This is a genomic window from Caulobacter sp. Root1455 (assembly GCF_001426905.1).
In the GTDB taxonomy this organism is placed as follows: domain Bacteria; phylum Pseudomonadota; class Alphaproteobacteria; order Caulobacterales; family Caulobacteraceae; genus Caulobacter.
The window spans coordinates 14,006-38,847 of sequence record NZ_LMFQ01000021.1 but is presented as its reverse complement, the minus strand read 5'-3'; the positions used below and the strand labels follow the sequence as shown (position 1 = coordinate 38,847).

Sequence of the window (24,842 nt, the reverse complement as noted above, 5' to 3'; positions counted from 1 at the left end):
ATGGCCGCGGCCCACGCGGCGGTCCCCGCGATCTTCAAGCCGCTGCGCGCCATCGGGCGCTCGACCTTGGGCGCGCTGCAAATGGTGGGCGGAGTCGGGGTCTTCGCCCTGCGCGGCGTGATGGCGGTGTTTTCCCCGCCGTGGTTCCCGATCCAACTGCTGCGACAGCTGCTGGCCATCGGCTTCTTCTCGCTGCCGGTGGTCGGCCTGACGGCGATCTTCACCGGCGCGGCCCTGGGATTGAACATCTACACCGGCGGCGGGCGGTTCAACGCCGAGCAGGTGATGCCCCAGATCGTCGCCCTGGGCATCACGCGCGAGCTGGGTCCCGTGCTGGCCGCCCTGATGCTGGCGGGCCGGGTGTCGGCCGCCATCGCCGCCGAGATCGGGGCCATGCGCGCCACCGAGCAGATCGACGCGATGCGCACCCTGTCGACCGACCCGTTCCGCTACCTGGTCGCGCCGCGCCTGCTGGCCGCGACCCTGGTCCTGCCGCTGCTGACCCTGGTCGCCGACATCATCGGCGTGGCCGGCGGCTGGCTGGTGGCGGTGCGGATCCTGGATTTCAACTCGACGATCTACGTCCGCAACACGATGAACTTCATCCAGGGCTGGGATGTCGGATCGGGGCTGATCAAGGCGGCGGTGTTCGGCTTCATCGTCGCCCTGATGGGCTGCTACCACGGCTATAACGCCAAGGGCGGGGCGCGGGGCGTCGGCCGGGCGACCACCCACGCGGTGGTGTCCTCGGCGATCCTGATCTTCGCCTCCGACTACTTCCTCACAACGCTGTTCACCCACGCATGACCGCCCCCCCGAACGTCGAACGGCCAAAACTCGAATGGAAAGGCGTCCGCAAGCGCTTCGACGGTCCGGTTCTGGACGGGCTGGACCTCAGCGTCGCGGCGGGGCGGTCGCTGGTGATCATCGGCGGGTCCGGCCAGGGCAAGTCGGTGACCATCAAGGTCGCCATGGGCCTGGTGCGTCCGGACGCCGGCAAGGTGCTGGTCGACGGCGAGAACCTGATCGGGATGGGCGGCGGCGCCCGTCGCAAGCTGTTCGAGCGCATCGGCGTCCTCTTTCAAGGGGCGGCGTTGTTCGACAGTCTCAGCGTCTGGGAGAACGTCGCCTTCCGTCTGGTCAACGCCGACGGCGTGCCGCGCAAGGAGGCCAAGGCGCGGGCGATCGAGGCTCTGGGCCGCGTCCACCTGGCGGCCAATGTCGCCGACTCCTATCCCTCGGAACTGTCCGGCGGCATGCAGAAGCGGGTCGGCCTAGCCCGGGCGGTGGTGGCCAATCCCGAGATCATCTTCTTCGACGAGCCGACCACGGGCCTGGACCCGATCACGTCGTCGGCGATCAACGAGCTGATCGTCGAGCAGGTGAAGGGGCTGGGCTGCACGGCGGTGTCGATCACCCATGACCTGGCCTCGGCCCGGACGATCGGCGACGAGATCGCCATGCTGCACGCCGGCAAGATCGTCTGGCGCGGCGCGCCGACCGAGCTCGACCAGACGGATAATCCCTATGTGCGCCAGTTCGTCGACGGACGCGCGGACGGTCCGATGGCGAGCGCGGTCTAGAGCGTCGATCAGCCGGCGGGCGAAGCGGCCTGACCGGCGCCGCAGCCATCACCGGCGAGCAGCTTCACCGTAAAAGCGGAACCAAAGATTTTTCCCCGCGTTGGAGCGGATCGGGGGGGTGTGGGAACCGGTAGGGGCTGTCGATGGCGGTAAACCGCTTCCAAGGCCTGGATCGTCTTCCCAACTAGCGCCGCCCACGTAAGATCGGACCGATTTCGACGTGGAGTATTCTAATGCCGGCGGCACAGTCCAAGACGCAACAGCGCGGGCTCGACAACCACCAGCTTCTGGCCGCCTTGCGCGCCTTCCGGCGCGGCGACTTCTCGGTGCGCCTGCCGACAGACCTGTCGGGCCTGGACGGAGAGCTGGCCGAGGCCTTCAACGACGCCGTCAATCTGAACGATCAGATCTCCAAAGAATTCGAACGGCTCGGCGACGTTGTCGGTAAACAGGGCAAAATCAATCATCGCGCCCGTCTGCCAGGCGCCACAGGCTCTTGGGCCGCCAGCGTCGAGGCGGTCAACAACCTGATCACCGACATGGTCCACCCGACCGCCGAAATGGCCCGCGTGATCGGCGCCACCGCCAAGGGCGACCTCAGCCAGACGATGGACCTGGAGAACGAGGAACGCCCGCTGCGCGGCGAGTTCCTGCGCATCGGCAAGGTCGTGAACACGATGGTGGGCCAGCTGGGCTCGTTCGCCTCCGAAGTGACCCGCGTGGCCCGCGAAGTGGGCACGGAAGGCAAGCTCGGCGGCCAGGCCCAGGTCAAGGGCGTGGCCGGCACCTGGAAGGACCTCACCGACAACGTCAACCTGATGGCCGCCAACCTGACGGGTCAGGTGCGGAACATCGCCGAGGTGACCACCGCCGTCGCCAACGGCGACTTGAGCCGCAAGATCACCGTCGACGTGAAGGGCGAGGTGCTGGAGCTGAAGAACACCATCAACACCATGGTGGACCAGCTCAACAGCTTCGCCTCGGAAGTGACCCGGGTGGCCCGGGAAGTCGGCACCGAAGGCAAGCTGGGCGGCCAGGCCAACGTGAAGGGCGTGGCCGGCACCTGGAAGGAACTGACCGACAACGTCAACCTGATGGCCGGCAACCTGACCGGCCAGGTTCGTAACATCGCCGAAGTGACCACCGCCGTGGCCCGCGGCGACCTTTCCCGCAAGATCACCGTGGACGTGAAGGGCGAGGTTCTGGAGCTGAAGAACACCATCAACACCATGGTGGACCAGCTCAACAGCTTCGCCTCGGAAGTGACCCGCGTGGCGCGGGAAGTCGGCACCGAAGGCAAGCTGGGCGGCCAGGCCCGCGTGGAAGGCGTGGCCGGCACTTGGAAGGACCTCACCGACAACGTCAACCTGATGGCCGGCAACCTGACGGGTCAGGTTCGTAACATCGCCGAGGTGACCACCGCCGTCGCCATGGGCGATCTATCCAAGAAGATCACCGTCGACGTGAAGGGCGAGGTGCTGGAGCTGAAGAACACCATCAACGTCATGGTGGACCAGCTGAACGCCTTCGCCTCGGAAGTGACCCGCGTGGCCCGCGAAGTGGGTACGGAAGGCAAGCTGGGCGGCCAAGCCAACGTCACCGGCGTGGGCGGCACCTGGAAAGAGCTGACCGACAACGTCAACCTGATGGCCGGCAACCTGACGGGTCAGGTGCGGAACATCGCCGAGGTGACCACCGCCGTCGCCATGGGCGACCTGTCCAAGAAGATCACCGTCGACGTGCGGGGCGAAATTCTCGAGCTGAAGAACACCATCAACACCATGGTGGACCAGTTGAACTCGTTCTCGTCGGAAGTGACCCGCGTGGCCCGCGAAGTGGGCACCGAAGGCAAGCTCGGCGGCCAGGCCCAGGTGAAGGGCGTGGCCGGCACCTGGAAGGACCTGACCGACAACGTCAACTTCATGGCCGGCAACCTGACCGGCCAGGTCCGCAACATCGCCGAGGTCACCACCGCCGTCGCGAACGGGGACCTGTCCAAGAAGATCACCGTCGACGTGCGCGGCGAGATCCTGGAGCTGAAGAACACCATCAACGTCATGGTGGACCAGCTGAACGGCTTCGCCTCGGAAGTGACCCGCGTGGCGCGGGAAGTCGGCACCGAAGGCAAGCTGGGTGGTCAGGCTCAGGTGAAGGGCGTGGCCGGCACCTGGAAGGAACTGACCGACAACGTCAACCTGATGGCCGGCAACCTGACCGGTCAGGTCCGCAACATCGCCGAGGTGACCACCGCCGTCGCCATGGGCGACCTGTCCAAGAAGATCACCGTCGACGTGCGCGGCGAGATCCTGGAGCTGAAGAACACCATCAACGTCATGGTGGACCAGCTGAACTCGTTCTCGTCGGAAGTGACCCGCGTGGCCCGCGAAGTGGGCACCGAAGGCAAGCTGGGCGGCCAGGCCCAGGTGAAGGGCGTGGCCGGCACCTGGAAGGACCTGACCGACAACGTCAACTTCATGGCCGCCAACCTGACCGGCCAGGTCCGCAACATCGCCGACGTCACCACCGCCGTCGCCAAGGGCGACCTTTCCAAGAAGATCACCGTCGACGTGAAGGGCGAGATCCTGGAGCTGAAGTCGACCATCAACGTCATGGTGGACCAGCTGAACGGCTTCGCCTCGGAAGTGACCCGCGTGGCCCGCGAAGTCGGCACCGAAGGCAAGCTGGGCGGCCAGGCCCAGGTACCGGGCGTGGCCGGTACGTGGAAGGACCTGACCGACAACGTCAACATGATGGCCGCCAACCTGACCGGCCAGGTGCGGAACATCGCCGACGTCGTGACCGCGGTCGCCCAGGGCAACCTGAAGCGCAAGCTGACCCTGGACGCCAAGGGCGAGATCGCCTCGCTGGCCGACACCATCAACGGCATGATCGAGACCCTGGCCACCTTCGCCGACCAGGTGACCAACGTGGCCCGCGAAGTGGGTTCGGAAGGCAAGCTGGGCGGCCAGGCCCGGGTGCCCGGCGCCGCCGGCCTGTGGCGCGATCTGACCGACAACGTCAACGAACTGGCCGCCAACCTGACCACCCAGGTCCGCGCCATCGCCGAGGTGTCCACCGCCGTGACCAAGGGCGACCTGACGCGGTCGATCACCGTGGAAGCGTCGGGGGAAGTGGCGGCGCTGAAGGACAACATCAACGAGATGATCCGCAATCTGAAGGATCAGACGTTGAAGAACACCGAGCAGGACTGGCTGAAGACCAACCTGGCCCGGTTCAGCCGCATGCTGCAGGGCGAGCGCGACCTGTCGACCGTGTCGAACCTGGTGCTGTCGGAACTGGCCCCGCTGATCAACGCCCAGCACGGGGTGTTCTACGTCTCCGACCACGATGTGAACGGCGAGCCGGTGCTGAACCTGGCCGCCAGCTACGCGTCCAATCCTGGTGACAAGCCGCCGTCACGGCTGCGCCAGCGCGAGGGCCTGATCGGCCAGTGCGCCGCCGAGCGCCAGCGCATCCTGCTGACCAACGTCCCGTCCGAGTACATCAAGATCAGCTCGGGCCTGGGCGAGGCGGCGCCGCAGAACATCATCGTGCTGCCCGCCCTGTTCGAAGGCGAGCTGAAGGCGGTGATCGAGCTGGCCACCTTCGGGATCTTCAACGAGACCCAGCAGGCCTTCCTCGACCAGCTGATGGAATCCATCGGCATCGTGCTGTCGACCATCGCCGCCAACATGCGGACCGAGGGTCTGCTCGAACAGTCCCAGCTGCTGACCGCCGAACTCCAGGCCCAGCAGGAAGAGCTGAAGAAGACCAACGACCGCCTGGAACTGCAGGCCGCGTCCCTGCGGCAATCGGAAGAGCTGCTGCGCTCCAAGCAGGACGAACTGCAGCAGACCAACGCCGAACTGGAGGACAAGGCGGTCCTGCTGTCGGCCCAGAACAAGCAGGTGGAAGCCAAGAACACCGAAGTCGAACAGGCCAAGGCGGCGCTGGAGGAAAAGGCCGAACAGCTGGCCCTGACCTCGAAGTACAAGTCCGAATTCCTGGCCAATATGAGCCACGAGCTGCGCACGCCGCTCAACAGCCTGCTGATCCTGTCCAAGATGCTCAGCGAGAACGCGCAAGGGAACCTGAGCGCCAAGCAGGTCGAGTTCGCCCGCAACATCCACAGCGCCGGCGCCGACCTGCTGGGCCTGATCAACGACATCCTGGATCTGTCGAAGATCGAAAGCGGCACGGTCACCCTCGACATCGGCGAGATGTCGTTCGCGTCCCTGCGCGATCAGACCGACCGTACGTTCTCGCAATTGGCGCAGGACAAGAAGCTGGACTTCTTCATCAACATCGACCCGGCCCTGCCGCGCTCGATGTACACCGACGACAAGCGCCTGCAGCAGGTGATCAAGAACCTGCTGTCCAACGCCTTCAAGTTCACCCAGTCCGGTTCGGTGCGCCTCTCGATCGCCCGGGCCGACGACGGCTGGGCGCTGGGCAACGACCACCTCAACAAGGCCGGTCAGGTGCTGGCCTTCTCGGTCGAGGACACCGGCATCGGCATCCCCGAGGACAAGCAGCGGATCATCTTCGAGGCCTTCCAGCAGGCCGACGGCACCACCAGCCGCAAGTACGGCGGCACCGGTCTTGGCCTGTCGATCAGCCGCGAGATCACCCGTCTGCTGGGCGGTGAACTGCGGGTCGTCTCGACGCCGGGGCAGGGCAGCATCTTCACCCTGTATCTGCCGCTGAACTTCAGCCCGGCGGCGCAATCGCAACCGGCCCAACCGCTGCGTCCGGCCACCAGCCCCGTGCAGACCTTCCGTCTGTCGACCATGGAGACCGGTTCGGTCGAGCCGGCCGAGACGGTGGTCGACGACCGCGAACAGATCGAACCTGGCGATGCGGTCATCCTGATCGTCGAGGACGACACCCGTTTCGCCTCGATCCTGTTGTCGCTGGTGCGCGATGGCGGCTTCAAGGGGGTGGTGACCGGCGAGGGCTCGGCCGTGCCGTCCCTGGCCCGGCGCTTCACGCCCGACGCCATCATGTTGGACATCGGTCTGCCCGACATGGACGGCCTGGCCTTGCTGGACCTGCTCAAGCGCACGCCCGACACCCGCCATATCCCGGTCCAGGTCATCTCGGCCGACGACCACGGGGGCCTTGGCCTGTCGATGGGCGCCTTCGGCTTCACCAGCAAGCCGGTGGAACGCGAGGCCGTCGCCTCGACGCTGGAGAAGGTCAAGAAGCTGGTCGCCGAGACCGGCCGCGCTCCGATCCTGATCGGCGGCGAAGGCCAGGCCGCCGACACGTTGCGCGACACCATTGGCGCGGTGAAGGTCGTGCCGACCCTGTCGGAACTGCCGGACGAGGCCTTCACCGGCGAAGGCGGTTGCCTCGTGATCGACGTCGGTCCGGACCCCGTCGGCCCGTTCATCGACACCCTCAAGCAACGGGGTACGACTTCGGGCGTGGCCGTGCTCTACGCGCCCGAGGAGCTGGATCCCGAGGAGGACCGCCGGCTGCGTCTGGCGGTGTTCTCCGGCCTGGCCCGCCTGGCCCGCACGCCCGAGCAGCTGATCGACCACGTCACCATGTCGCTGCACGCGCCATTGGATCGGCTGTCGACGCCGGCCAAGGTCATGATCGCCCACAGCCGCCACGCCGACGCCGTTCTGACGGGCCTGACCGCGGTGGTCATCGACGACGACATCCGCAACATCTTCTCGCTGGCCAGCGCGCTGGAGGAATACGGCATCGAGCTGCGCTACGCCGAAAGCGGCCGCGAAGGGCTGGAGCTGCTCGACAGCCTGCCGGCGGTGGATATGGTGCTGGTTGACATCATGATGCCCGACATGGACGGCTACGAGACCATGCGCGAAATCCGGGCCCGACCGCGGTTCTCAGACCTGCCGGTGATCGCCGTCACCGCCAAGGCGATGAAGGGCGACCGCCAGAAGTGCATCCAGGCGGGCGCCTCGGACTATGTGTCCAAGCCCGTGGACATCGACCAGCTGATCTCGGTCCTGCGGGTTTCGGTGCAGCGCACCGACGCTCAGCGCCTGGCCGGCGACAACGTCGTCACCATCCACAGCGCCGCCGCAGCGCAATGACGGTGCCCGCGGTAAAGCATCAGGCGGTTCCGCCGCCCGAGGATCGACTTCGAACGCGGATCCTCATCGTCGACGACGATGAGCGAAACGCCTTTGCGGCGATCCAGGCGCTGGAGGGCCTGGGCCAGGAACTGGTGGTCGCCCGGTCGGGCGAGGAGGCCCTGCGCCGCCTGCTGACCGACGACTTCGCCGTGATTCTGCTGGACCTGCACATGCCGGGCATGGACGGCTACGAGACGGCCGAGCTGATCCGCCAGCGTCGCCGCAACCGCGACGTGCCCATCGTGTTCCTGACGGCGGTGTTCCGCGACGAGGCCCATATCTTCAAGGCCTATTCGGCCGGGGCCGTCGACGTGGTGTTCAAGCCGGTTGACCCGTTCATCCTGCGCTCCAAGGTGCAGGTGCTGGTCGATCTGCACATCAAGACCCTCGAGCTGGAGCAGCAGTCGGAGAGCCGCCGCCTGCTGATCGAGGAGAACGCTCGCATCCACGCCGAGAAGCTGGCCGCCGAGCGGGCCCTGCGCCGCACCCAGGAGCGCCAGGAGGCGATCCTTCGCGCGCTGCCGGTGGTCTTCCACTCGCGCACGGCCGACGCGCCCTACGAGCCGCTGTTCATCGGCGGCAACGTGATGGAGCTGACGGGCTTCACGGCCGAAGATTTTCTGGCCAAGGCCGATTTCGGCATCAGCCGCGTCCACCCCGACGACGTCGATATCGTCGTGCGAGCTCAAGCCGAGGCTCGCAAGTCCGGCGCCTACAGCTGCGAATACCGGTGGCAGTGCGCCGATGGGTCCTACCGGTTGCTGATCGACCAAGGCGTGTTGGCCCAGGACGAGGAGAGCGGGCGGCAGGTGGTGTTCGGCACCCTGCTGGACAACACCGAGCGCCGAGGTCTGGAGGAGCAGCTGAGCCACGCCCGCAAGATGGAGGCGGTGGGCCAGCTGACCGGCGGCGTCGCCCATGACTTCAACAACCTGCTGACCGTGGTCCTGGGCAATATCGAGCTGATCAAGCGCCGCACCGGCGAACAGCACGAGCTGGCCCGGCAGATCGATGCGGTGCGGCTGGCCGCCGAGAAGGGCGGAGCCCTGACCCGCCAGCTGTTGGCGTTCTCGCGACGTCAGCGCCTGAACCCGCTGACGGTCGATCTCAACGTCCTGATCGCCGACTTCGCACCGCTGCTGCGCCAGGCCGTCGGCGAGGCGGTGAGCATCGACCTCAGCCTGGCGACCGAGCCGCTCCCGGCCCACCTGGATCCCGCTCAGTTCGAGAGCGCCCTGCTCAACCTAGCGGTCAACGCCCGCGACGCGATGGAAGGCGGCGGCGTCCTGTCGGTCGCGACCAAGACCATCGATGGCGACGAGCCCAGGATCCTGGTGACCGTGCGCGACACCGGCCAGGGGATGGACGCGGACGTGGCCTCGCGCATCTTCGAGCCTTTCTTCACGACCAAGGAAATCGGCAAGGGCTCGGGTTTGGGTCTGTCGCAGGTCTACGGCTTCGTGCGGCAATCCGGCGGCGAGATCTCGGTGCGCAGTTCGCCAGGGCAGGGCGCGGTGTTCGAGATCTATCTGCCGCAGAGCCAGGCGGCGCTCAGCCAGCGCGGCGCCGGCCACGAGACCACCGAGGCCGCCCGCGGCGCCGAGCGGGTGCTGGTGGTCGAGGACGATCCCGCGGTTCTGGCCATGGCGGTCGAGACGCTGGAGGGCCTGGGCTACCAGGTCACCACGGCCGACACGGCCGCGGCCGCCCTCAAACGACTGAAGAGCCGCAAGGCCTTCGACCTGCTGTTTTCCGACGTGGTCATGCCCGGCCGCGTCAACGGCGTCGAACTGGCCCATGCCGCGCTCAAGGTGCGGCCTGGGCTCAAGGTCCTGCTGACCTCCGGCTATGTGGGCGACGAGGCGGCGTCCTGGGCAAACGAATTTCCGATGATCGACAAGCCCTATCTGGGTCCGGCCCTGGCGGCCAAGCTCCGGGCGGTGCTGGACGCCGAGGCCCCCGCGACCGAGCAGGCCAAGGTGCGGCGGGGGTAGGAACAAAGCTTTCGGCGCGCGATGACTTGCCGCCGCGCCAGTCGGGACCATCTGACAAGCTCGGCCGCGCCTGTTGGGGGTGGTCCTTTGCTTTCGGAGCCGACCATGACCGACCTCTCAGCCTTTCCGATCACCCAGCGCTGGCCCGCCCAGCATCCCGACCGGCTGCAACTCTACAGCCTGCCGACGCCCAACGGGGTCAAGGTGTCGATCATGCTGGAGGAGATCGGTCTGCCCTACGAACCGCATATGATCGACATCGGTCAGAACGAGACCTGGGGGCCGGAATTCCTGTCGCTGAACCCGAACGGCAAGATCCCCGCCATCATCGATCCGGACGGCCCGGACGGAAAGCCGCTCGGCCTGTTCGAGTCCGGCGCGATCCTGGTCTATCTGGCGGAAAAGACCGGCAAGTTCCTGCCCAAGGACCCCGCCCGGCGCTACGAGACCCTGGCCTGGGTGTTCTTCCAGATGGCCGCGATCGGCCCGATGTTCGGCCAGGTCGGCTTCTTCCACAAGTTCGCCGGCCGCGAGTACGAGGACAAGCGTCCGCGTGATCGCTATGTCGCCGAGTCCAAGCGTCTGCTGGGCGTGCTGGAGACTCGCTTGGCCGACCGCGACTGGATCATGGGCGACGAGTACACCATCGCCGACATCGCCACCCTGGGGTGGGTCCGCAACCTGGTAGGCTTCTACGGCGCGGGCGATCTGGTCGACTACGCCGGCCTCAAGCACGTTCCGGCTTGGCTGGAGCGGGGCCTGACCCGGCCGGCCGTCCAGCGCGGGCTGGAGATCCCCAAGCGCCCCTAGGGCGCGCGCCGAGCGGCATCGATGGTCTGCGACTTTCGTTCACTTTTTATTCCCCGCGCCGCTTGAACCCGGCGGGGGGAACACTCAAGTTGCTTATTCGTTGAGCTCATCGGGGCGCAAGCTCCCCGACGCAGGGCCGCCAGGAGAGCGCATGAGTCCCGACGACACGCCTGTAAGGGAGGCCTCGGAGGCCCGCGTTATCGCCCTCGTCGATCGCTATCTGGCGGTCAGACGGCGCACCGAAGCCTTTGCCAAGCCCCTCTCGCCCGAGGATCAGGGGGCGCAGTCGATGCCGGACGCCAGCCCGGTCAAATGGCACCGGGCGCACACCGCGTGGTTCTTCGAGACCTTCCTGCTGACGCCTTTCCTGCCGGGCTACCGGGTGTTCGACCCGACTTTCGCCTATCTGTTCAATTCCTATTACGAGGCCGTCGGGCCCCGCCAGCCGCGGCCCCTGCGCGGCCTGATCACCCGTCCGTCGGCCGACGAGGTCGGGGCTTATCGCGCGCATGTCGACGCGGCCATGATCCGCCTGCTGACCACGACGCCGACCGCCGAGGTGATGGAGCGCCTGGACCTCGGCCTGGCCCACGAGGAGCAGCACCAGGAGCTCATCCTGATGGATCTGCTGCACCTGTTCGCCCAGTCGCCCCTGCAGCCGGCCTATCGCGACGCGTCGCCTCCGGAGCGTCCCGCCCCCGCCGGCGTCCGGTACCTCGCCTTCGAAGGCGGGCTGGTCGAGATCGGCGATGACGGTCCAGGCTTCGCGTTCGACAACGAGCGGCCGCGCCACAAGGTCTATCTCGAGCCCTATCGCCTGGCCGATCGGCTGGTGACCAACGGCGAGTGGCTGGCCTTCATCGAGGACGGCGGCTATCGCCGGGCCGACTTCTGGCTTTCCGACGGCTGGGCCGCCGTCAACGAGCAGGCGTGGGAAGCGCCGCTCTACTGGCGGCGCGAGGACGGCGGCGCCTGGTCCGTCATGACCCTTTCGGGGCGGCGTCCGGTCGATCCTCACGCGCCGGTGGGTCATGTCAGTTATTACGAGGCGGCCGCCTTCGCCGCCTGGTCCGGCCGCCGCCTGCCGACCGAGGCCGAGTGGGAAGCCGCCGTCGCGGCCGCGGAAGGGCAGGGGCTGCGTCAGGCGTCCGACGAGGCCTGGCAATGGACCGCCAGTCCCTATGTCGCCTATCCGGGCTTCAAGCCGGGCGCGGGCGCGCTGGGCGAGTACAACGGCAAGTTCATGATCAACCAGATGGTCCTGCGGGGCGGGGCGGCCGAGTCCCCGCCTGGCCACACGCGGCCGTCCTATCGCAACTTCTTCCATCCGGCCCAGCGCTGGGCGTTCACGGGGGTTCGTTTGGCCGACGATGTCAGCGCGCTGGACCGCGAGGCGGCGACCCAGGCCTCGACGTTCCTGGACGACGCGCTGGCGGGCCTGACGGCCGAGCGCAAGACGCTGCCGGCCAAGTACTTCTACGACGCCGAGGGATCGCGGTTGTTCGAGGCGATCTGCGAGCTGCCGGAGTACTATCCCACCCGCACGGAGACGGCGCTGCTGCGCCGCATCGCGCCCGAGATCGCCGCGCGGGTCATGGAGGGCGCGGCCCTGGTCGAGTTCGGCAGCGGGGCCAGCACCAAGACCCGGCTGCTGCTCGACGCCATGCCGCAACTGGCTGTCTACGTCCCGATCGACATCAGCCGGTCGGCGCTTGACGAGGCGAGCGAAGCGCTCCGCCGCGACTATCCGGGCCTGATCGTCGCGCCGCTGGTCGACGACTTCACCCGCGCCGTGCGGCTTCCGGCGGCGGCGCGGGGGCGGCCGGTGACGGGCTTCTTCCCGGGCTCGACGATCGGCAATTTCGCGCCGGCCGACGCCGAGACGTTCCTGCGCGGCGCGCACGACCTGCTCGGCGACGGCGCGATGTTCGTGGTCGGGGTGGACATCGCCAAGAGCCCCGACGTCCTGGTGCCGGCCTATGACGACGCCCAGGGGGTGACGGCGGCGTTCAACAAGAACGTGCTGGCGCGGATCAACAAGGAGCTGGGCGGGGATTTCGCGCTCGAAGCCTTCGACCATCGCGCGATCTGGAACGCCGACGAAAGCCGAATGGAGATGCATCTCGTCAGTCGCGACGATCAGACGGCGCACCTTGCGGGCCGGGAGATTCATTTCGAAGCCGGCGAGACGATCCACACCGAGAATTCGTACAAATATAGCCCGGAAATGTTCGTGGATCTGGCCCGTCGCGCGGGCTGGAAGGTCGCGGCGCGCTGGATCAGCGACAGCCCGAGCTTCGGCGTCTTCGCCCTGGCCGGCTGAGGCGGGCGGAAGTCAGGTCGGAGAACGGCCGCGACCCCCAAACCCTTGAAGGGCCGGGGCCGCGGCGCGCTTCATGTCAGGCGTCGCGCCCGGGCATGCGCCCGCCGCCACGCGACGAGGAGCCGCCCTTGCGGCCCGCGTTGGCCGCGAGGTCGCGATCCTTGGCGAAGCTCCGCTTTTCACTGGGAACACTGGCGCCCCCTTTACGCGCGATCTCGCGGCGACGTTCGGGGTCCATGGCGGCGAAGCCTCGGCGGCCGCGGGGCCGTTCGGTGTCGAGGTCCATAGGTTGCTCCTAATCGGGACTGGTCACGGGGGGGAACGGCGTGGCTGAACGGTCATAAGGCCGGTCGTCGCCCGGTTGGACCGGCGGCTCGCGCATCGGCTCTTCGTCGGGCGTGGCGCCCGGGTCGTAGTCGGGTTGCGAGGGCTCGATCGGCGGCGGAGCGTCGGGGTCCGTCATGTCGTCCTTCCATGCTTCCAGTGAAGTAACCGGTGAAGTCGCGTTCGGTTCACCCAACAGGCGAGACAAAATTGCAGAGTTTGGTGTTAAGCCTGCGGCGAACAAGGTGAGCGGCATGACCAAGGCCCGACCGAGAAAACCTGAAAGCGCAGCAATATCGCGCCATTGGCGGCTATGGGGCGCCGGCTTGGCGGGCCTTTTCGGCTGGCTCGCGGCGGGTCACTTAAATACGCCGGTCAGCACGCATATCCTGATCGGCTGGGACGTCTGCGCCCTGTTCTATGTGACGACCACCTGGCGTCTCTTCCTGACAGCCGACGAGGCCGAGGTGCGTCGACGGGCGGCCGCCGAGGACGAGAAGCCGTCGCTGATCCTGCTGATGGTGCTGGCGGCGATCCTGTCGAGCCTGGTGGCGGTGGTGGCCGCGATGCTGCACGCACGGTCCGAGGGACCGGAGATCAAGGCGATCACCGCCGCCTGCGCGGGCGTCACCCTGGTGCTGTCCTGGGTGGTTCTGCACTCGGTGTTCACACTGCACTACGCCCATCGCCACTTCGGCGACGGAACGGACAAGCCGGGCTTTCTCTTCCCCGGCGAGCCGGCCAGCAGCTATCTCGACTTCGTCTACCTGGCCTTCAGCATCGGGGCGACGTTCCAGGTGTCGGACAACAATGTGCTGACGGCCAAGCTGCGCAACCTCGTCACCGCCCAGGCGGTCTGCGCCTATTTCTACAACACCGCCGTCCTGGCCCTGGGGATCAACATCATCGCCGGGCTGGTGAGCTAGCGCGCGGACCCTCCAGACGCGCCTGGAGCGGGGTCCGCGGCAGGTCGCCTAGGCGCAGCCGGCCGTCGCCGTCGCTGTCGAGCAGGGCGAAGCGGGCCTTGGCCGCCTTGGCCGCCTCGGCGCGCGTGATGCGGCGGTCGAAGTCGCCGTCGGACGCCATGACCGGTTCGGGTTCGGCCAGCAGGCTGTAGGGCGTGGCGCCTTGCAGCATGCCGCCCATCGGGGCGCCGCCGCGTTTGCCGCCGCCGCTCCCGCCCTCGGGGGGACCGCCGCCGCCGCGTCGTCCGCCGCCGCGGCCGCCCTGGCCGCGCATGCCCGGACCTTCGCCGCCGCCCTGGAAACCCTGCAGGATCTCGGGCGCGACCTGGGTCTCGTAGGCCGACACCTCGAACCCGTCGACGACGCCGTTGTGATCGCCGTCGATCCTGTCGAAGAACCGCAGGGCGTCGCCGATGAACTCCTCGCGCGTCAGGGCGCCGTCGTGGTCGGCGTCCGCGCCGGCGAACCAGGCGGCGACGGGGTAGGGCGCGCCAGGCTCCGCGCGAAACGGCTCGCCCGCCGGGCTGATGAACAGGCTGCGATGCGGCCGGCGCGGCGGTCCGCCCGCCTCGCCCTCGCCGGACGGTCGGGAAGGCGCCGCCTTGCCCCAGTCACCGCGCGGACCGTCCTGCGGCGGGCCGGAGGCGCAGGCGCCCAGGCACAGGGCGGCGAACATCAGGATGCAGGTGGCGCGCAGGCTGGTCAGGGCGCGACGGGGCAGGATTTGCATGTCCTCGATCAACCGCACCGGCGTGTCCGGCGTATGGCGCAGCTTTTGCGCGCCCGCAACAAACTGAAAGCTCAGCAACCCGAACGTTAGAACGGCAGCTCGACCCGGGCGCGCAGGCCGCCTTCGGGACGGTTGTGCAGGGTGACGTCGCCGCCGTGGGCCCGGGCCACCGAACGGACCACGGCCAGGCCCAGCCCGATCCCGCCGGTTTCGCGGTTGCGCGACGGTTCGCTGCGGAAGAACGGCTCGAACACCCGATCCAATTCGGCCGGAGCGATGCCGGGGCCGTTGTCGTCGATCTCGATCACCGCCAGATGGCCCTCGGCGCGGACACGGCCCTGCACGGCGCCGCCGTACTTCAGGCCATTCTCGACCAGGTTGGTCAGCAGGCGGCGCAGCGCGACGGGGTCGCCGTCGATGATGATCTTTTCGCCCAGCTCCACCGAGGCCCGGCCGCCGGTTTCGGCCGCCTCGTCGATGATGCTCTCCAGCAGCGAGGCCAGCTCCAGCTTGGTGCGTTCGGCCGGCCGCGTGGTGTCGCGGACGAAGGCCATGGTGGCGGCGATCATCGCCTCCATCTGGTCGATGTCGGAGGCCAGCTTGGCGCGCACGTCGTCCGGCACGGCCTCGATGCGGAAACGCAGACGGGTGAGGGGCGTGCGCAGGTCGTGGGCCACCGCGCCGATCATCGCCGTGCGGTCCTCCACATAACGGCGCAGGCGCTCCTGCATCATGTTGAAGGCGTTGGCCGCGGCGATCACTTCGGACGAACCGTGCAGGGCCAGGGGCGCGGCGCGCGGGTCGCGGCCCAGGCGCTCGGCCGCGCCGGCGAAGGCGCTGATCGGACCCGACAACCGGCGGGCGAACAACCAGGCCAGGGGCGAGACGCACAGCACCGACAGGGCCAGGATCAGCAGGATCCTCTGCTGCCAGTTGTCGAAGCGGATGGCCGGCTTGGGTTCGACGATCGTCCAGCGACCATCGTCCTGATGGATGGCCACCTTGAAGTCGCCGACGATGAACGGCTCATCGCGGGAGGCGCCGAGGCGCGGCAGGCGAGGCGGCCCCGCCAAGCCCTCCGGCGGACCGCCGGGGCCGCCGGGGCGTCCGGGGCCGTCGTCGATCCGCGGACCGCCGAAGCCGTGCGGCTGATGACGCTGGCTGTCCCGTGGCAGTTGCTGGACGAAGGTGCGTTTCTGGGTGCGGACGAAGAAGCGCGGGCCGGTGTCGATGTCCATCTCGATCCGGGCGGGGTCGACACCGACCTCACGGGCGAGGGCGGCCTTGAACTCGGCGCGCCGCCGGTTGTCGACCAGACCCCGGATCGGTCCGGCGTGGCGGCGGATCAGCAGGGCGCGTCCGTCGCGCGGCTGAACCGTCGCGCCGCTCTTCACGATGCGGGCGATCTCGCTCAGCCGGTAGATCTCGGGCGGCGGCGGCGGCAGGTTGAAGACCACGGCGATGGCGATCACCTGCGCCGCCACCAGGGTCACGATCACCAGGCCCAGGGCCTGCACGAACAGCGGCGTGCTGCTCGAGCCCTTGACCCGCACGTGTTCAGTCATGGGGTGCGGGTGACCTTGGAGGTGAACATATAGCCTTCGCTGCGGATGGTGCGGATCAGCTCGCCGCCGCCGCCGTCGTCGAGCTTCCGGCGCAGCCGGCTGATCTGGACGTCGATGGCGCGATCGTAGGCGTCGCTCTCACGGCCTCGGGCCAGGTCCAGAAGTTGGTCGCGGGTCAGCACGCGCTGTGGCCGCTCGACGAAGGCGCGCAGCAGCGAGAACTCGCCGCTCGACAGGTTGACCACCACCGATTGCGGCGAGCGCAGTTCGCGGCGGACCAGGTCCAGGCGCCAGCCGGCGAATTCGCAGGCCGCGCCCATGCCGTCGTCGATCGTGCGCGGCTCCTGCCGGCGACGCAGGACGGCGCGGATGCGGGCCAGCAGCTCGCGCGGATTGCACGGCTTGGGCAGGTAGTCGTCGGCGCCGAGCTCGAGCCCGACGATACGGTCGGTCTCCTCGCCCATGGCCGAGAGCATGATGATGGCGGGGCCGTCGGCGGCCGACAGGCGGCGGCAAATGGCCAGGCCGTCCTCGCCGGGCAGCATGACGTCCAGCACCACCAGGTCGACCGGACCGCGCGCCAGGGCCTGTTCCATGGTCCGGGAGTCGGAGGCGGTGTCGATGCTGTAGCCGTGGCGGCCCAGGAAATCGGCCACGACGTCGCGGATGCCGGGATCGTCATCGACGATCAGGATGCGCGCGCCGCGCGCCGGATCGGTGTTCTGGCCGGACGTGGAGGCGGCGGCGGAAGCCGTCGCGGGATCTTGCGAACTTTCCATGACTTGCTCTTTCCACGCCCCCGTCTCCAGCAGATTTCACGCCTGCAACAGGGACGCAACCCGCGCATGCGACCAATCCTCGCAATTGTTGTTTGGAGACAAGCATGTCCCGCTTTCTGCCGACGGCCCTGGCCGTCCTGTCCCTCGCCTCCGTCGCCGGTCTCGCTCACGCCCAGGGGCCGCGCTTCAACCAAGACGCCAACGGCGATGGCGTGATCAGCGCCGAGGAGTTCGACAACGCCGCCAAGGCCCGGTTCCAGCGCATGGACCCCAACCATGACGGCGTGATCGACGCCGGCGAACTGGACGCGATGCGCAAGCGGATGGAAGAGCGTCGCGCGGAGCGCCCCGATGCCGGTCAGGGCCAGGGGCCCGGCGGCGGCGGGGGCGGCATGATGGCCGCGATGGACGCCGACCACGACGGCAAGGTCACCGAGGCCGAGGCCCTGGCCGCCAGCAAGGCCCGCTTCGCCAGGCTCGACGCCGACAAGAACGGCATGCTGAGCGAGGCTGAACAGCCCGCCCGGCGCGGGCCCCGAACTAGTTCGCCTTAGCCCGGCGAGCGGTTGACCGGCGCCGCGTAGTCCTTGCCCTGGATGTTCATCGCCTCGATCGCCAGGTCGCTGACGAACGGATTGGACCGCCGCTCGGCCCCGAAGGTCGACATCGGGCCGTGGCCCGGCACGAACTGGACGTCGTCGCCCAGCGGCCACAGCTTGCCGGTGATCGCGTCCAGCAAGTCCTGGTGGTTGCCGCGCGGGAAGTCGGTGCGGCCGATCGAGCCTTGGAACAGCACGTCGCCGACCTGGGCGAAGCGCGCCTGGCGGTGGAAGAAGATCACGTGGCCCGGCGTGTGGCCTGGGCAGTGCAGCACCTCGAACTGGGTCTCGCCCAGGGTGACCACGTCGCCGTCGTCCAGCCAGCGGTCGGTGACGAAGATCCGCGCTTCGGGGATGCCGTAGCGTTCTCCGGTCGACTGGATCTGGTCGATCCAGAACTGGTCGTCCTTGTGCGGCCCTTCGATCGGCACGCCGGTCAGGCGCTTGAGCTCGGCCGCGCCGCCGGCGTGGTCCATGTGGCCGTGGGTGATCCAGATCTTCTCCAGGGTCAGGCCCTGGTCGGTCAGCGCCTTCATCAGGCGCGGCACCTCGCCGCCCGGATCGATGATCGCGGCCTTCTTGGTCTTGGCGCACCAGACGATCGTGCAGTTCTGCTGCAGCGGCGTGACCGGCGCGATGACGGCGCGGATCGGCATGTCGGCCATTCTAGGCGGCTCCAAACGAAAACGGGCGGAGATCCGAAGACCTCCGCCCGTCCGAACTAAGCGTTATGAACGCTCGTTCAAGTCTTATCTCATTCCGCGCCGGGCAGGCCGGTCGGGGGCGCATCGGGGTCCAGTTCGTGGACTTCGCCGCGTAGGCCCTTGCCGACATGGCTCTTGCGGAAGCCATAGGCGAAGTAGATCAGGAGGCCCAGGGCGCCCCAGATCGGCAACACCAGGATCGATTCCAGCGGCAGATTGAGGTACAGGAACGCGCAGCCGGCCAGGGCGATCGGGGCTACGAGCCAGATCGCCGGCGTCTTGAACGGACGCGGACGGTTCGGGTCCTTCACCCGCAGCACCATCACCGCGATCGCCACCATGAAGAAGGCGAACAAGGTGCCGGAGTTGGAGATGTCGGCCAGCTGACCCACCGGGAAGAAGGCGGCGGCGATCGCCACGAACAGGCCGGTGGCGATGGTGACGATGTGCGGCGTCTTCCACTTGGGGTGGATGGAGGCCAGCTTCTCCGGCAGCAGGCCGTCGCGGGCCATGACGAAGAAGATCCGGGTCTGGCCGTAGATCATCATGAGGATGACCGAGGGCAGGGCCAGGTTGGCGGCCAGGCCCAGCAGGTAGCCGGCCAACGGGAAGTTGACCTGACGCAGGACGTGCGCGAGGGCTTCGTTGGAGCAGACCAGCTGATCGGCGTTGGAGGCCAGATGGCAGGCGGCCTGGAAGCTGGCCGAACCGGGTTGCACGGCTTCGCCCGCCGCGCCGATGACGGGTTGGGCGCCGATGGCGCCGACCGCGCCGGCGGCGACCAGCAGATAGAAGATGGTGCAGATGCCCAGGCTGCCGATCAGGCCGATCGGCACGTTGCGCTGCGGGTTCTTGGTCTCTTCAGCGGCGGTGGAGACCGCGTCGAAGCCGACATAGGCGAAGAAGATCGAGGCGGCGGCGCCGAACACGCCCATGCCCGTCGTCCCGTGCGGGCCGAACCAGCCGTTGGGGGCGAAGGGCGTGAAGTTGCCGCTCTTCATCAAGGGAAGGGTCAGGATGACGAAAACGGTCAGGGCCGTGACCTTGATCAGCACCAGGAAGGCGTTGACCCGGGCGCTTTCGGTCGTGCCGATGACCAGCAGGGCCGTCACGGCCAAGGCCACCACGATGGCCGGGATGTTGACGACGCCGTGGCTGAAGTCGGCGACCGGCACGAAGCCGTTGAGCGACCACGCGGGACCGGCTCGCAACGCATCGGGCCAATGGAAATTCAGGGCGTGCTCGATCATGCCGAGGAAGTAGCCCGACCAGCCCACCGACACGGCGCTGGCGGCCACGGCGTATTCCAGGATCAGGGCCCAGCCGACCATCCAGGCCAGCAGTTCGCCCATCACGGCGTAGGTGTAGGTGTAGGCCGAGCCGGAAACCGGCACCATCGAGGCCAGTTCCGAATAGCAGAGCGCGGCGAAGGCGCAGACGGCGCCGGCGATCACGAAGCTCAGCATCATGCCCGGGCCGGCCTTTTGGGAGGCGGCGGCGGTCAGAACGAAAATGCCGGTGCCGATGATCGCGCCCACGCCGAGCAGGGTGAGTTGAATGGGACCGAGCGAGCGATGCAGCGACTTCTTCTGAGCCGTTGCTAGAATCGCATCCAGTGACTTAACGCGCCACATATTTCCTCCAGAGACCCGCGGCTCCCCCCGGGGCACCGCGTAGACAAATTTTGCGGACCGTGGCCCGGTTAACGGGACGCGGTCAAGGTAAAGCGGAGAGCGTGCGTAATTGTTCGCCCCGTTGCGCGCAATATGGGCCATGGCCTGCCGGGCCGATGTTGCGACGCAGCACGCTTCGCAACCGTTGCGGCCTCTCGGGTTCGGCGGCCCGCTTGGCGATTTGGCCGGCCGCCGCTAAACCCGCCGGGTGACCCTTCCCATCCACGAGGCCCTGCCGGCCCTGAAGGCGGCTTTGAGCGCGCGAGAGGCCGCCGTGCTGGTCGCGCCGCCGGGCGCGGGCAAGACCACGGTCGTGCCCTTGGCCCTGCTGGACGAGTCGTGGGTCGCCGGCGGCAAGATCGTCATGCTGGAGCCGAGGCGGCTGGCGGCGCGGGCCGCGGCCTCCCGCATGGCTCAGACCCTGGGCGAAAGCGTCGGCGAGACGGTGGGCTTCCGGGTGAGGCTGCAGTCCAAGATCTCGGCCCGCACGAGGGTCGAGGTCGTGACCGAGGGCGTGTTCACCCGGATGATCCTGGACGACCCCGGCCTGGACGGCGTGGCGGCGGTGATCTTCGACGAGTTCCACGAGCGCAGCCTCGACGCCGACCTGGGCCTAGCCCTGGCCCGCGACGCCCAGGGCCTGGTGCGCGAGGATCTGAAGATCCTGGTGATGTCGGCCACCTTGGACGGGGCGCGAATTTCGGCCCTGCTGGGCGAGGCGCCGGTGGTCGAGAGCCAGGGGCGGATGTTCCCGATCGACACCCGCTATCTGGGCCGCGACGAGCGTCAGCGGCTGGAGGAGCGCGTCGCCCGCGCCGTCGAGCGGGCCCTGGCCGAGGAGAGTGGCGGCCTGCTGGTCTTCCTGCCGGGCCAGGGTGAGATCCGGCGCGCCGAGACCCTGCTGCGCGAGCGCCTGCGCCGACCCGAGGTCGATATCGCCCCGCTCTACGGCGCGCTGGAGCCCGCCGAGCAAGACCGCGCCGTGGCTCCCGCCGCGCCGGGCCGGCGCAAGGTGGTGTTGGCGACCTCGATCGCGGAGACCAGCCTGACCATCGAAGGCGTGCGGGTGGTGATCGATTGCGGCCTGGCCCGCGTGCCGCGCTTCGATCCGTCCAGCGGCCTGACCCGGCTGGAGACCGTCCGCGTCAGCCGCGCCGCCGCCGACCAGCGCCGGGGGCGGGCGGGCCGCACCGAACCGGGCGTCTGCTACCGCCTGTGGGACGAGCCCGAGACCCGGGCCTTGCCGGCGTTCGCCCGACCGGAGATCCTCGAGGCCGACCTGTCGAACCTGGCCTTGAACCTCGCCCGCTGGGGGGCGCGGGATGTTGGCGATCTGGCCTTCCTCGACAAGCCGCCGGCCGCCGCCTTCACGGAGGCCCGGACCCTGCTCAACCGCCTGCAGGCCCTGGACGGGCGGGGCGGCCTGACCGCCCACGGCCGGGCCCTGGCCGACATGCCGCTGGCCCCGCGCCTGGCCCATATGGTGGTCCGCGCCGCCGCCTCCGGCCAGGCCGAGCGGGGGGCGAAGATCGCCGCCGTGCTCAGCGAGCAGGGCCTCGGCGGCCGCGACGTCGATCTGCGCCACCGGCTGGAAAGCTTCCAGCGCGACCGCTCGCCGAGAGCCCGCGATGCTCGGACGCTGTCCGAACGCTGGGCCCGGTCAGCGGGCCGCGCCTCGGGCGCCGCGCCGCTCGACGACGCCCTGCTGCTGGCCGAGGCCTATCCGGAACGCGTGGCGCGGGCCCGGGGCAAGCCGGGCGAATATCAGCTGGCCGGCGGGCGCGGGGTCTATCTGGAACCGACCGACGCCCTGGCCCGCGAGACCTGGCTGGCGGTCGGCGAGTTGGGCGGGGGCGAGGCCCGCGACCGCATCCTGCTGGCCGCGCCGCTGGACGAGACGGCCCTGCGCGAGGCCTTCGCCGACCGATTGGTGGCCGAGGACCGGCTGGAGCCCGACGCCAAGGGCAAGGTCCGGGCCCGCCGCCTGCTGCGCCTTGGCAAGCTGGTGGTCGAGGAGCGGCTGCTGGACAAGGTCGATCCGGGGCTGGTGACCAAGGCGCTTCTGAACCAGGTTGAACGCGAGGGGCTGTCGGCTCTGCCGCTGGGGGAGGGTGCCCAAGCCCTGCGCCGCCGGGTGGCGTTCCTGCGCGATCGGGACGCCGAGACCTGGCCCGACCTGTCCGAAGCGGCCCTGCTGGAGCGCCTGCCCGATTGGCTCGAGCCTCTGCTGGTCGGTCGTTCGGCCCTGAGCCAGCTCTCCGACGGCGCTCTGACCGACGCGATCCGCACGCTGGCGCCCTGGGACCTGCACCGCCGCCTCGACGCCGAGGCCCCGGCCCGGTTCACCGCCCCCACCGGCTCCAGCTTCGCCATTGACTACGCCGCCGACGGCGGGCCGCGCGTCGACGTGCGGGTGCAGGAGCTGTTCGGCCTGACGACCCATCCGACGGTCGGCGGCGCGCCGCTGGTGCTGGCCCTGCTGTCGCCAGGCCATAAGCCGATCCAGATCACGCGGGACTTGCCGGGGTTCTGGAAGGGATCTTGGCGCGAGGTGAAGACCGAGATGAAGGGGCGCTATCCGAGGCACGTTTGGCCGGATGACCCGGCGAACACCGCGCCGACGACGCGGGCGAAGCCTCGGGGAACCTAGGGTCCGTGGCTCACTCACTTGCCCCCACCTGACCGCTTCGCGGTCTGTCCGCCCCCATAGGGGGCGGAGGCTCAGCCGCCAGCGCCGCGCGTCCTCCGCCCCCTATGGGGGCGGACAGGCGACGCAGTCGCCAGGTGGGGGCAAGTCAGTGTGATCCCACGCCTAAAGCGGCGCGCAGACCTCTTCCAGCCACGCCCGGATTTCCGGCTCGACCCGCGGCCCGATCTCCGCCACCACCCGCGCGTGATAGGCGTCGAACTGGGCGATCTCCTCGGCCGACAGCAGATTCTTGTCGACCAGTCGCCGGTCGATCGGGGCCAGGGTCAGGGCGTGGAAGCGATGCATCGGCCGGTCGCCGTCGCCGACGGCCTCCGCGGGCATGACCACTTCGAGGTTCTCGATGCGGATGCCGTATTCGCCGTCCTTGTAGTAGCCGGGCTCATTCGAGACGATCATGCCCGGCTGCAGGGCGATGGTGTTGGGGGCCTTGGAGATCCGCTGCGGACCCTCGTGAACACCCAGATAGACGCCGACGCCGTGGCCGGTGCCGTGGTCGTAGTCCAGGCCATGGCTCCAGAGCGCGGCGCGGGCGAAGGCGTCGATGGCCGAGCCGGTGGTGCCGGCCGGGAAGCGCAGGCGGGCGATGGCCAGGTGGCCTTTCAGCACGAGGGTGTTGCGGGTGACCATCTCGGCGCTCGGTTCGCCGATGGCGACCGTGCGGGTCACGTCGGTGGTGCCGTCCAGATACTGGCCGCCGCTGTCGACCAGCAGCAGCGACCCCAGGGCGGCGCGTTCATTGCTGCGCTCGGTCGGGCGATAGTGGGGCAGGGCGCCGTGGCCGTTGGCCGCGCCGATGGTGTCGAAGCTGAGGTCCTTGAGCACGCCGGTCGCCTCGCGGAAGGCCTCCAGCTTGGCCACGGCCTCCTTCTCGTCCGGCGGATTGATCTGGCCCTCGGTGGCCAGCCAATGCAGGAAACGGGTCAGGGCCGCGCCGTCGCGCTTGTGGGCCTCGATGGTGCCGGCGATCTCGACGGCGTTCTTGCAGGCGCGGGGCAGGGTGCAGGGGTCCATGGCGCGGACCACCTCGGCCCCGGCGGCGACCAGGGTGTCGAAGTACCACGCCGAGGATTGCGCCGGATCGACCACCACCGACTTGCCCGTCAGCTCGGCCAGCGCGTCGTCCAGGGCCTCCGGCGGCTCAAGCGACACCTGGTTGCCCAGCCACGCCGGCAGTTCGCCGGTCACCTTGGCCGGATCCAGGAACAGCCGCGCCGTGCCGTCCGCGCGCAGCACGGCCTGCGACAGCGGCAGGGGCGAGCGGATCACGTCGCCGCCGCGGATGTTGAACAGCCAGGCGATCGAGGCCGGAGCGGTGATCACGGCCGCGTCTGCGCCGAGGGCGGCGACGGCCGACCCGACGCGGGCGCGCTTGGAGGCGGACTCCTCCCCGGCGTACTGCACCGGCTGGGGGACGACGGGCGCGACGGGCTGGGCGGGGCGCTGGGCGCCCCAGGCCTCGTCGATCGGGTTGACGGCCACGGGCTTCAACGCCGCGCCGGCCCTGGCGGCGGCGGCTTTCAGGCCGTCCAGGGCCTGCGGGCTGTGCAGACGGGCGTCGTAGCCAATCACCGCGCCCTTGCTGGCGGTTTCCAGATAGGCCGGAACACCGCCCTCGACGAGGTCGCGGATCTCGAACACGCCCTGGTCCACCTGGTCGCGGACCTGAAGGGTGTAGCGGCCGTCGACGAACACGGCGGCGCGGTCCTTGAGGATCACGCCGGCCCCGGCCGAGCCGGTGAAGCCGCTGGCCCAGGCCAGGCGGTCGTTCGCCGCCGGCAGATATTCGTTCTGGTGCTCGTCCTCGTGCGGGACGAGGAAGCCGTCCAGGCCCTGCCGGGCCATGGCGGCGCGGATCAGGGGGACATGGCGGGGGCCGAAGCCCGGATCGGTGGATTCATCGAAGGTCTGGCGCATTCCTCCGATTTAGTCCCGCCCCTTCGACCTGGGAAGGGGCGGGTTGCGATCGGAGC

The 24,842-nt window shown here is 68.8% G+C and carries 17 protein-coding genes; 9 read left to right on the top strand and 8 right to left on the bottom strand.

Features of this window, described 5'->3' with window-relative positions; genetic code table 11:
- The 6 genes from ASD21_RS12325 (at position 1) to egtB (ending at position 12,823) form a co-directional block, all read left to right on the top strand.
- On the top strand, positions 1-807 hold the full coding sequence (locus ASD21_RS12325; RefSeq protein ID WP_056441290.1) for an MlaE family ABC transporter permease: 807 nt from the start codon (positions 1-3) through the stop codon (positions 805-807).
- Complete coding sequence (locus ASD21_RS12320) at positions 804-1,583, top strand: ABC transporter ATP-binding protein (RefSeq protein WP_056441288.1); 780 nt, start codon at positions 804-806, stop codon at positions 1,581-1,583. The genes ASD21_RS12325 and ASD21_RS12320 overlap by 4 nt, the downstream gene beginning before the upstream one ends.
- Positions 1,584-1,816: 233 nt before the next feature.
- Entirely contained in the window at positions 1,817-7,654 is a 5,838-nt protein-coding gene (locus ASD21_RS12315; RefSeq protein ID WP_056441286.1) for a hybrid sensor histidine kinase/response regulator, read from the top strand.
- Positions 7,651-9,690: a response regulator gene (locus ASD21_RS12310; protein ID WP_056441282.1), complete on the top strand. Its 2,040-nt coding sequence runs from the start codon at positions 7,651-7,653 to the stop codon at positions 9,688-9,690. The genes ASD21_RS12315 and ASD21_RS12310 overlap by 4 nt, the downstream gene beginning before the upstream one ends.
- Positions 9,691-9,795: 105 nt before the next feature.
- Entirely contained in the window at positions 9,796-10,500 is a 705-nt protein-coding gene (locus ASD21_RS12305) for a glutathione S-transferase N-terminal domain-containing protein (protein WP_056441279.1), read from the top strand.
- Between the two features lie 151 nt (positions 10,501-10,651).
- A complete protein-coding gene (gene egtB, locus ASD21_RS12300) occupies positions 10,652-12,823 on the top strand; it encodes an ergothioneine biosynthesis protein EgtB (RefSeq protein WP_056441276.1) in 2,172 nt (723 codons plus the stop codon).
- A 76-nt stretch (positions 12,824-12,899) separates the two neighbouring features.
- Here egtB and ASD21_RS12295 read toward each other — a convergent pair whose 3' ends face one another.
- Together ASD21_RS12295 and ASD21_RS24445 are read right to left on the bottom strand one after the other, a co-directional pair.
- A complete protein-coding gene (locus tag ASD21_RS12295) occupies positions 12,900-13,109 on the bottom strand; it encodes a KGG domain-containing protein (protein ID WP_018062559.1) in 210 nt (69 codons plus the stop codon).
- Positions 13,110-13,118: 9 nt separating this feature from the next.
- Positions 13,119-13,286 (bottom strand): hypothetical protein, encoded by a 168-nt coding sequence (locus tag ASD21_RS24445; protein ID WP_200941430.1) that lies wholly within the window; start codon positions 13,284-13,286, stop codon positions 13,119-13,121.
- A 187-nt stretch (positions 13,287-13,473) separates the two neighbouring features.
- On the opposite strand from ASD21_RS24445, the gene ASD21_RS12290 reads away from it, so the two are divergent.
- Positions 13,474-14,073 (top strand): DUF1345 domain-containing protein, encoded by a 600-nt coding sequence (locus tag ASD21_RS12290; RefSeq protein ID WP_235523793.1) that lies wholly within the window; start codon positions 13,474-13,476, stop codon positions 14,071-14,073.
- Here ASD21_RS12290 and ASD21_RS12285 read toward each other — a convergent pair.
- The 3 genes from ASD21_RS12285 to ASD21_RS12275 all read right to left on the bottom strand — a co-directional run bounded on the left by ASD21_RS12285 (position 14,051) and on the right by ASD21_RS12275 (position 17,186).
- Complete coding sequence (locus tag ASD21_RS12285) at positions 14,051-14,842, bottom strand: hypothetical protein (RefSeq protein ID WP_056442391.1); 792 nt, start codon at positions 14,840-14,842, stop codon at positions 14,051-14,053. The two genes, ASD21_RS12290 and ASD21_RS12285, sit on opposite strands and share 23 nt — an antisense overlap.
- Before the next feature lie 86 nt (positions 14,843-14,928).
- Positions 14,929-16,407: an ATP-binding protein gene (locus ASD21_RS12280; protein ID WP_056441271.1), complete on the bottom strand. Its 1,479-nt coding sequence runs from the start codon at positions 16,405-16,407 to the stop codon at positions 14,929-14,931.
- A complete protein-coding gene (locus ASD21_RS12275) occupies positions 16,404-17,186 on the bottom strand; it encodes a response regulator (protein WP_056441266.1) in 783 nt (260 codons plus the stop codon). Before ASD21_RS12275 ends, ASD21_RS12280 begins: the two co-directional genes overlap by 4 nt.
- A gap of 104 nt (positions 17,187-17,290) precedes the next feature.
- Between ASD21_RS12275 and ASD21_RS12270 the strand changes: the two genes are divergently transcribed.
- Positions 17,291-17,740, top strand: a complete 450-nt coding sequence (locus ASD21_RS12270) for an EF-hand domain-containing protein (RefSeq protein WP_056441264.1) — start codon at positions 17,291-17,293, stop codon at positions 17,738-17,740.
- On the opposite strand, the gene ASD21_RS12265 is transcribed toward ASD21_RS12270, so the two are convergent.
- Positions 17,737-18,450 (bottom strand): MBL fold metallo-hydrolase, encoded by a 714-nt coding sequence (locus ASD21_RS12265; RefSeq protein ID WP_056441263.1) that lies wholly within the window; start codon positions 18,448-18,450, stop codon positions 17,737-17,739. The genes ASD21_RS12270 and ASD21_RS12265 overlap by 4 nt on opposite strands.
- Positions 18,451-18,539: 89 nt before the next feature.
- Positions 18,540-20,123: an amino acid permease gene (locus tag ASD21_RS12260; RefSeq protein ID WP_056441261.1), complete on the bottom strand. Its 1,584-nt coding sequence runs from the start codon at positions 20,121-20,123 to the stop codon at positions 18,540-18,542.
- Between the two features lie 247 nt (positions 20,124-20,370).
- Between ASD21_RS12260 and hrpB the strand changes: the two genes are divergently transcribed.
- On the top strand, positions 20,371-22,812 hold the full coding sequence (hrpB, locus tag ASD21_RS12255) for an ATP-dependent helicase HrpB (RefSeq protein WP_056441259.1): 2,442 nt from the start codon (positions 20,371-20,373) through the stop codon (positions 22,810-22,812).
- Between the two features lie 162 nt (positions 22,813-22,974).
- Here the strand turns inward: hrpB and ASD21_RS12250 are convergent, their stop codons facing one another.
- Entirely contained in the window at positions 22,975-24,786 is a 1,812-nt protein-coding gene (locus tag ASD21_RS12250; protein ID WP_056441257.1) for an aminopeptidase P family protein, read from the bottom strand.
- Positions 24,787-24,842: the final 56 nt, after the last annotated feature.

What these genes read in the sequence shown, in the direction of transcription:
- ASD21_RS12325 (WP_056441290.1), top strand. Translation starts at nt 1, where the DNA reads ATGGCCGCGGCCCACGCGGCGGTCCCCGCGATCTTCAAGCCGCTGCGC.
- ASD21_RS12320 (WP_056441288.1), top strand. Translation starts at nt 804, where the DNA reads ATGACCGCCCCCCCGAACGTCGAACGGCCAAAACTCGAATGGAAAGGC.
- ASD21_RS12315 (WP_056441286.1), top strand. Translation starts at nt 1,817, where the DNA reads ATGCCGGCGGCACAGTCCAAGACGCAACAGCGCGGGCTCGACAACCAC.
- ASD21_RS12310 (WP_056441282.1), top strand. Translation starts at nt 7,651, where the DNA reads ATGACGGTGCCCGCGGTAAAGCATCAGGCGGTTCCGCCGCCCGAGGAT.
- ASD21_RS12305 (WP_056441279.1), top strand. Translation starts at nt 9,796, where the DNA reads ATGACCGACCTCTCAGCCTTTCCGATCACCCAGCGCTGGCCCGCCCAG.
- egtB (WP_056441276.1), top strand. Translation starts at nt 10,652, where the DNA reads ATGAGTCCCGACGACACGCCTGTAAGGGAGGCCTCGGAGGCCCGCGTT.
- ASD21_RS12295 (WP_018062559.1), bottom strand. Translation starts at nt 13,109, where the DNA reads ATGGACCTCGACACCGAACGGCCCCGCGGCCGCCGAGGCTTCGCCGCC.
- ASD21_RS24445 (WP_200941430.1), bottom strand. Translation starts at nt 13,286, where the DNA reads ATGACGGACCCCGACGCTCCGCCGCCGATCGAGCCCTCGCAACCCGAC.
- ASD21_RS12285 (WP_056442391.1), bottom strand. Translation starts at nt 14,842, where the DNA reads ATGCAAATCCTGCCCCGTCGCGCCCTGACCAGCCTGCGCGCCACCTGC.
- ASD21_RS12280 (WP_056441271.1), bottom strand. Translation starts at nt 16,407, where the DNA reads ATGACTGAACACGTGCGGGTCAAGGGCTCGAGCAGCACGCCGCTGTTC.
- ASD21_RS12275 (WP_056441266.1), bottom strand. Translation starts at nt 17,186, where the DNA reads ATGGAAAGTTCGCAAGATCCCGCGACGGCTTCCGCCGCCGCCTCCACG.
- ASD21_RS12270 (WP_056441264.1), top strand. Translation starts at nt 17,291, where the DNA reads ATGTCCCGCTTTCTGCCGACGGCCCTGGCCGTCCTGTCCCTCGCCTCC.
- ASD21_RS12265 (WP_056441263.1), bottom strand. Translation starts at nt 18,450, where the DNA reads ATGGCCGACATGCCGATCCGCGCCGTCATCGCGCCGGTCACGCCGCTG.
- ASD21_RS12260 (WP_056441261.1), bottom strand. Translation starts at nt 20,123, where the DNA reads ATGTGGCGCGTTAAGTCACTGGATGCGATTCTAGCAACGGCTCAGAAG.
- ASD21_RS12250 (WP_056441257.1), bottom strand. Translation starts at nt 24,786, where the DNA reads ATGCGCCAGACCTTCGATGAATCCACCGATCCGGGCTTCGGCCCCCGC.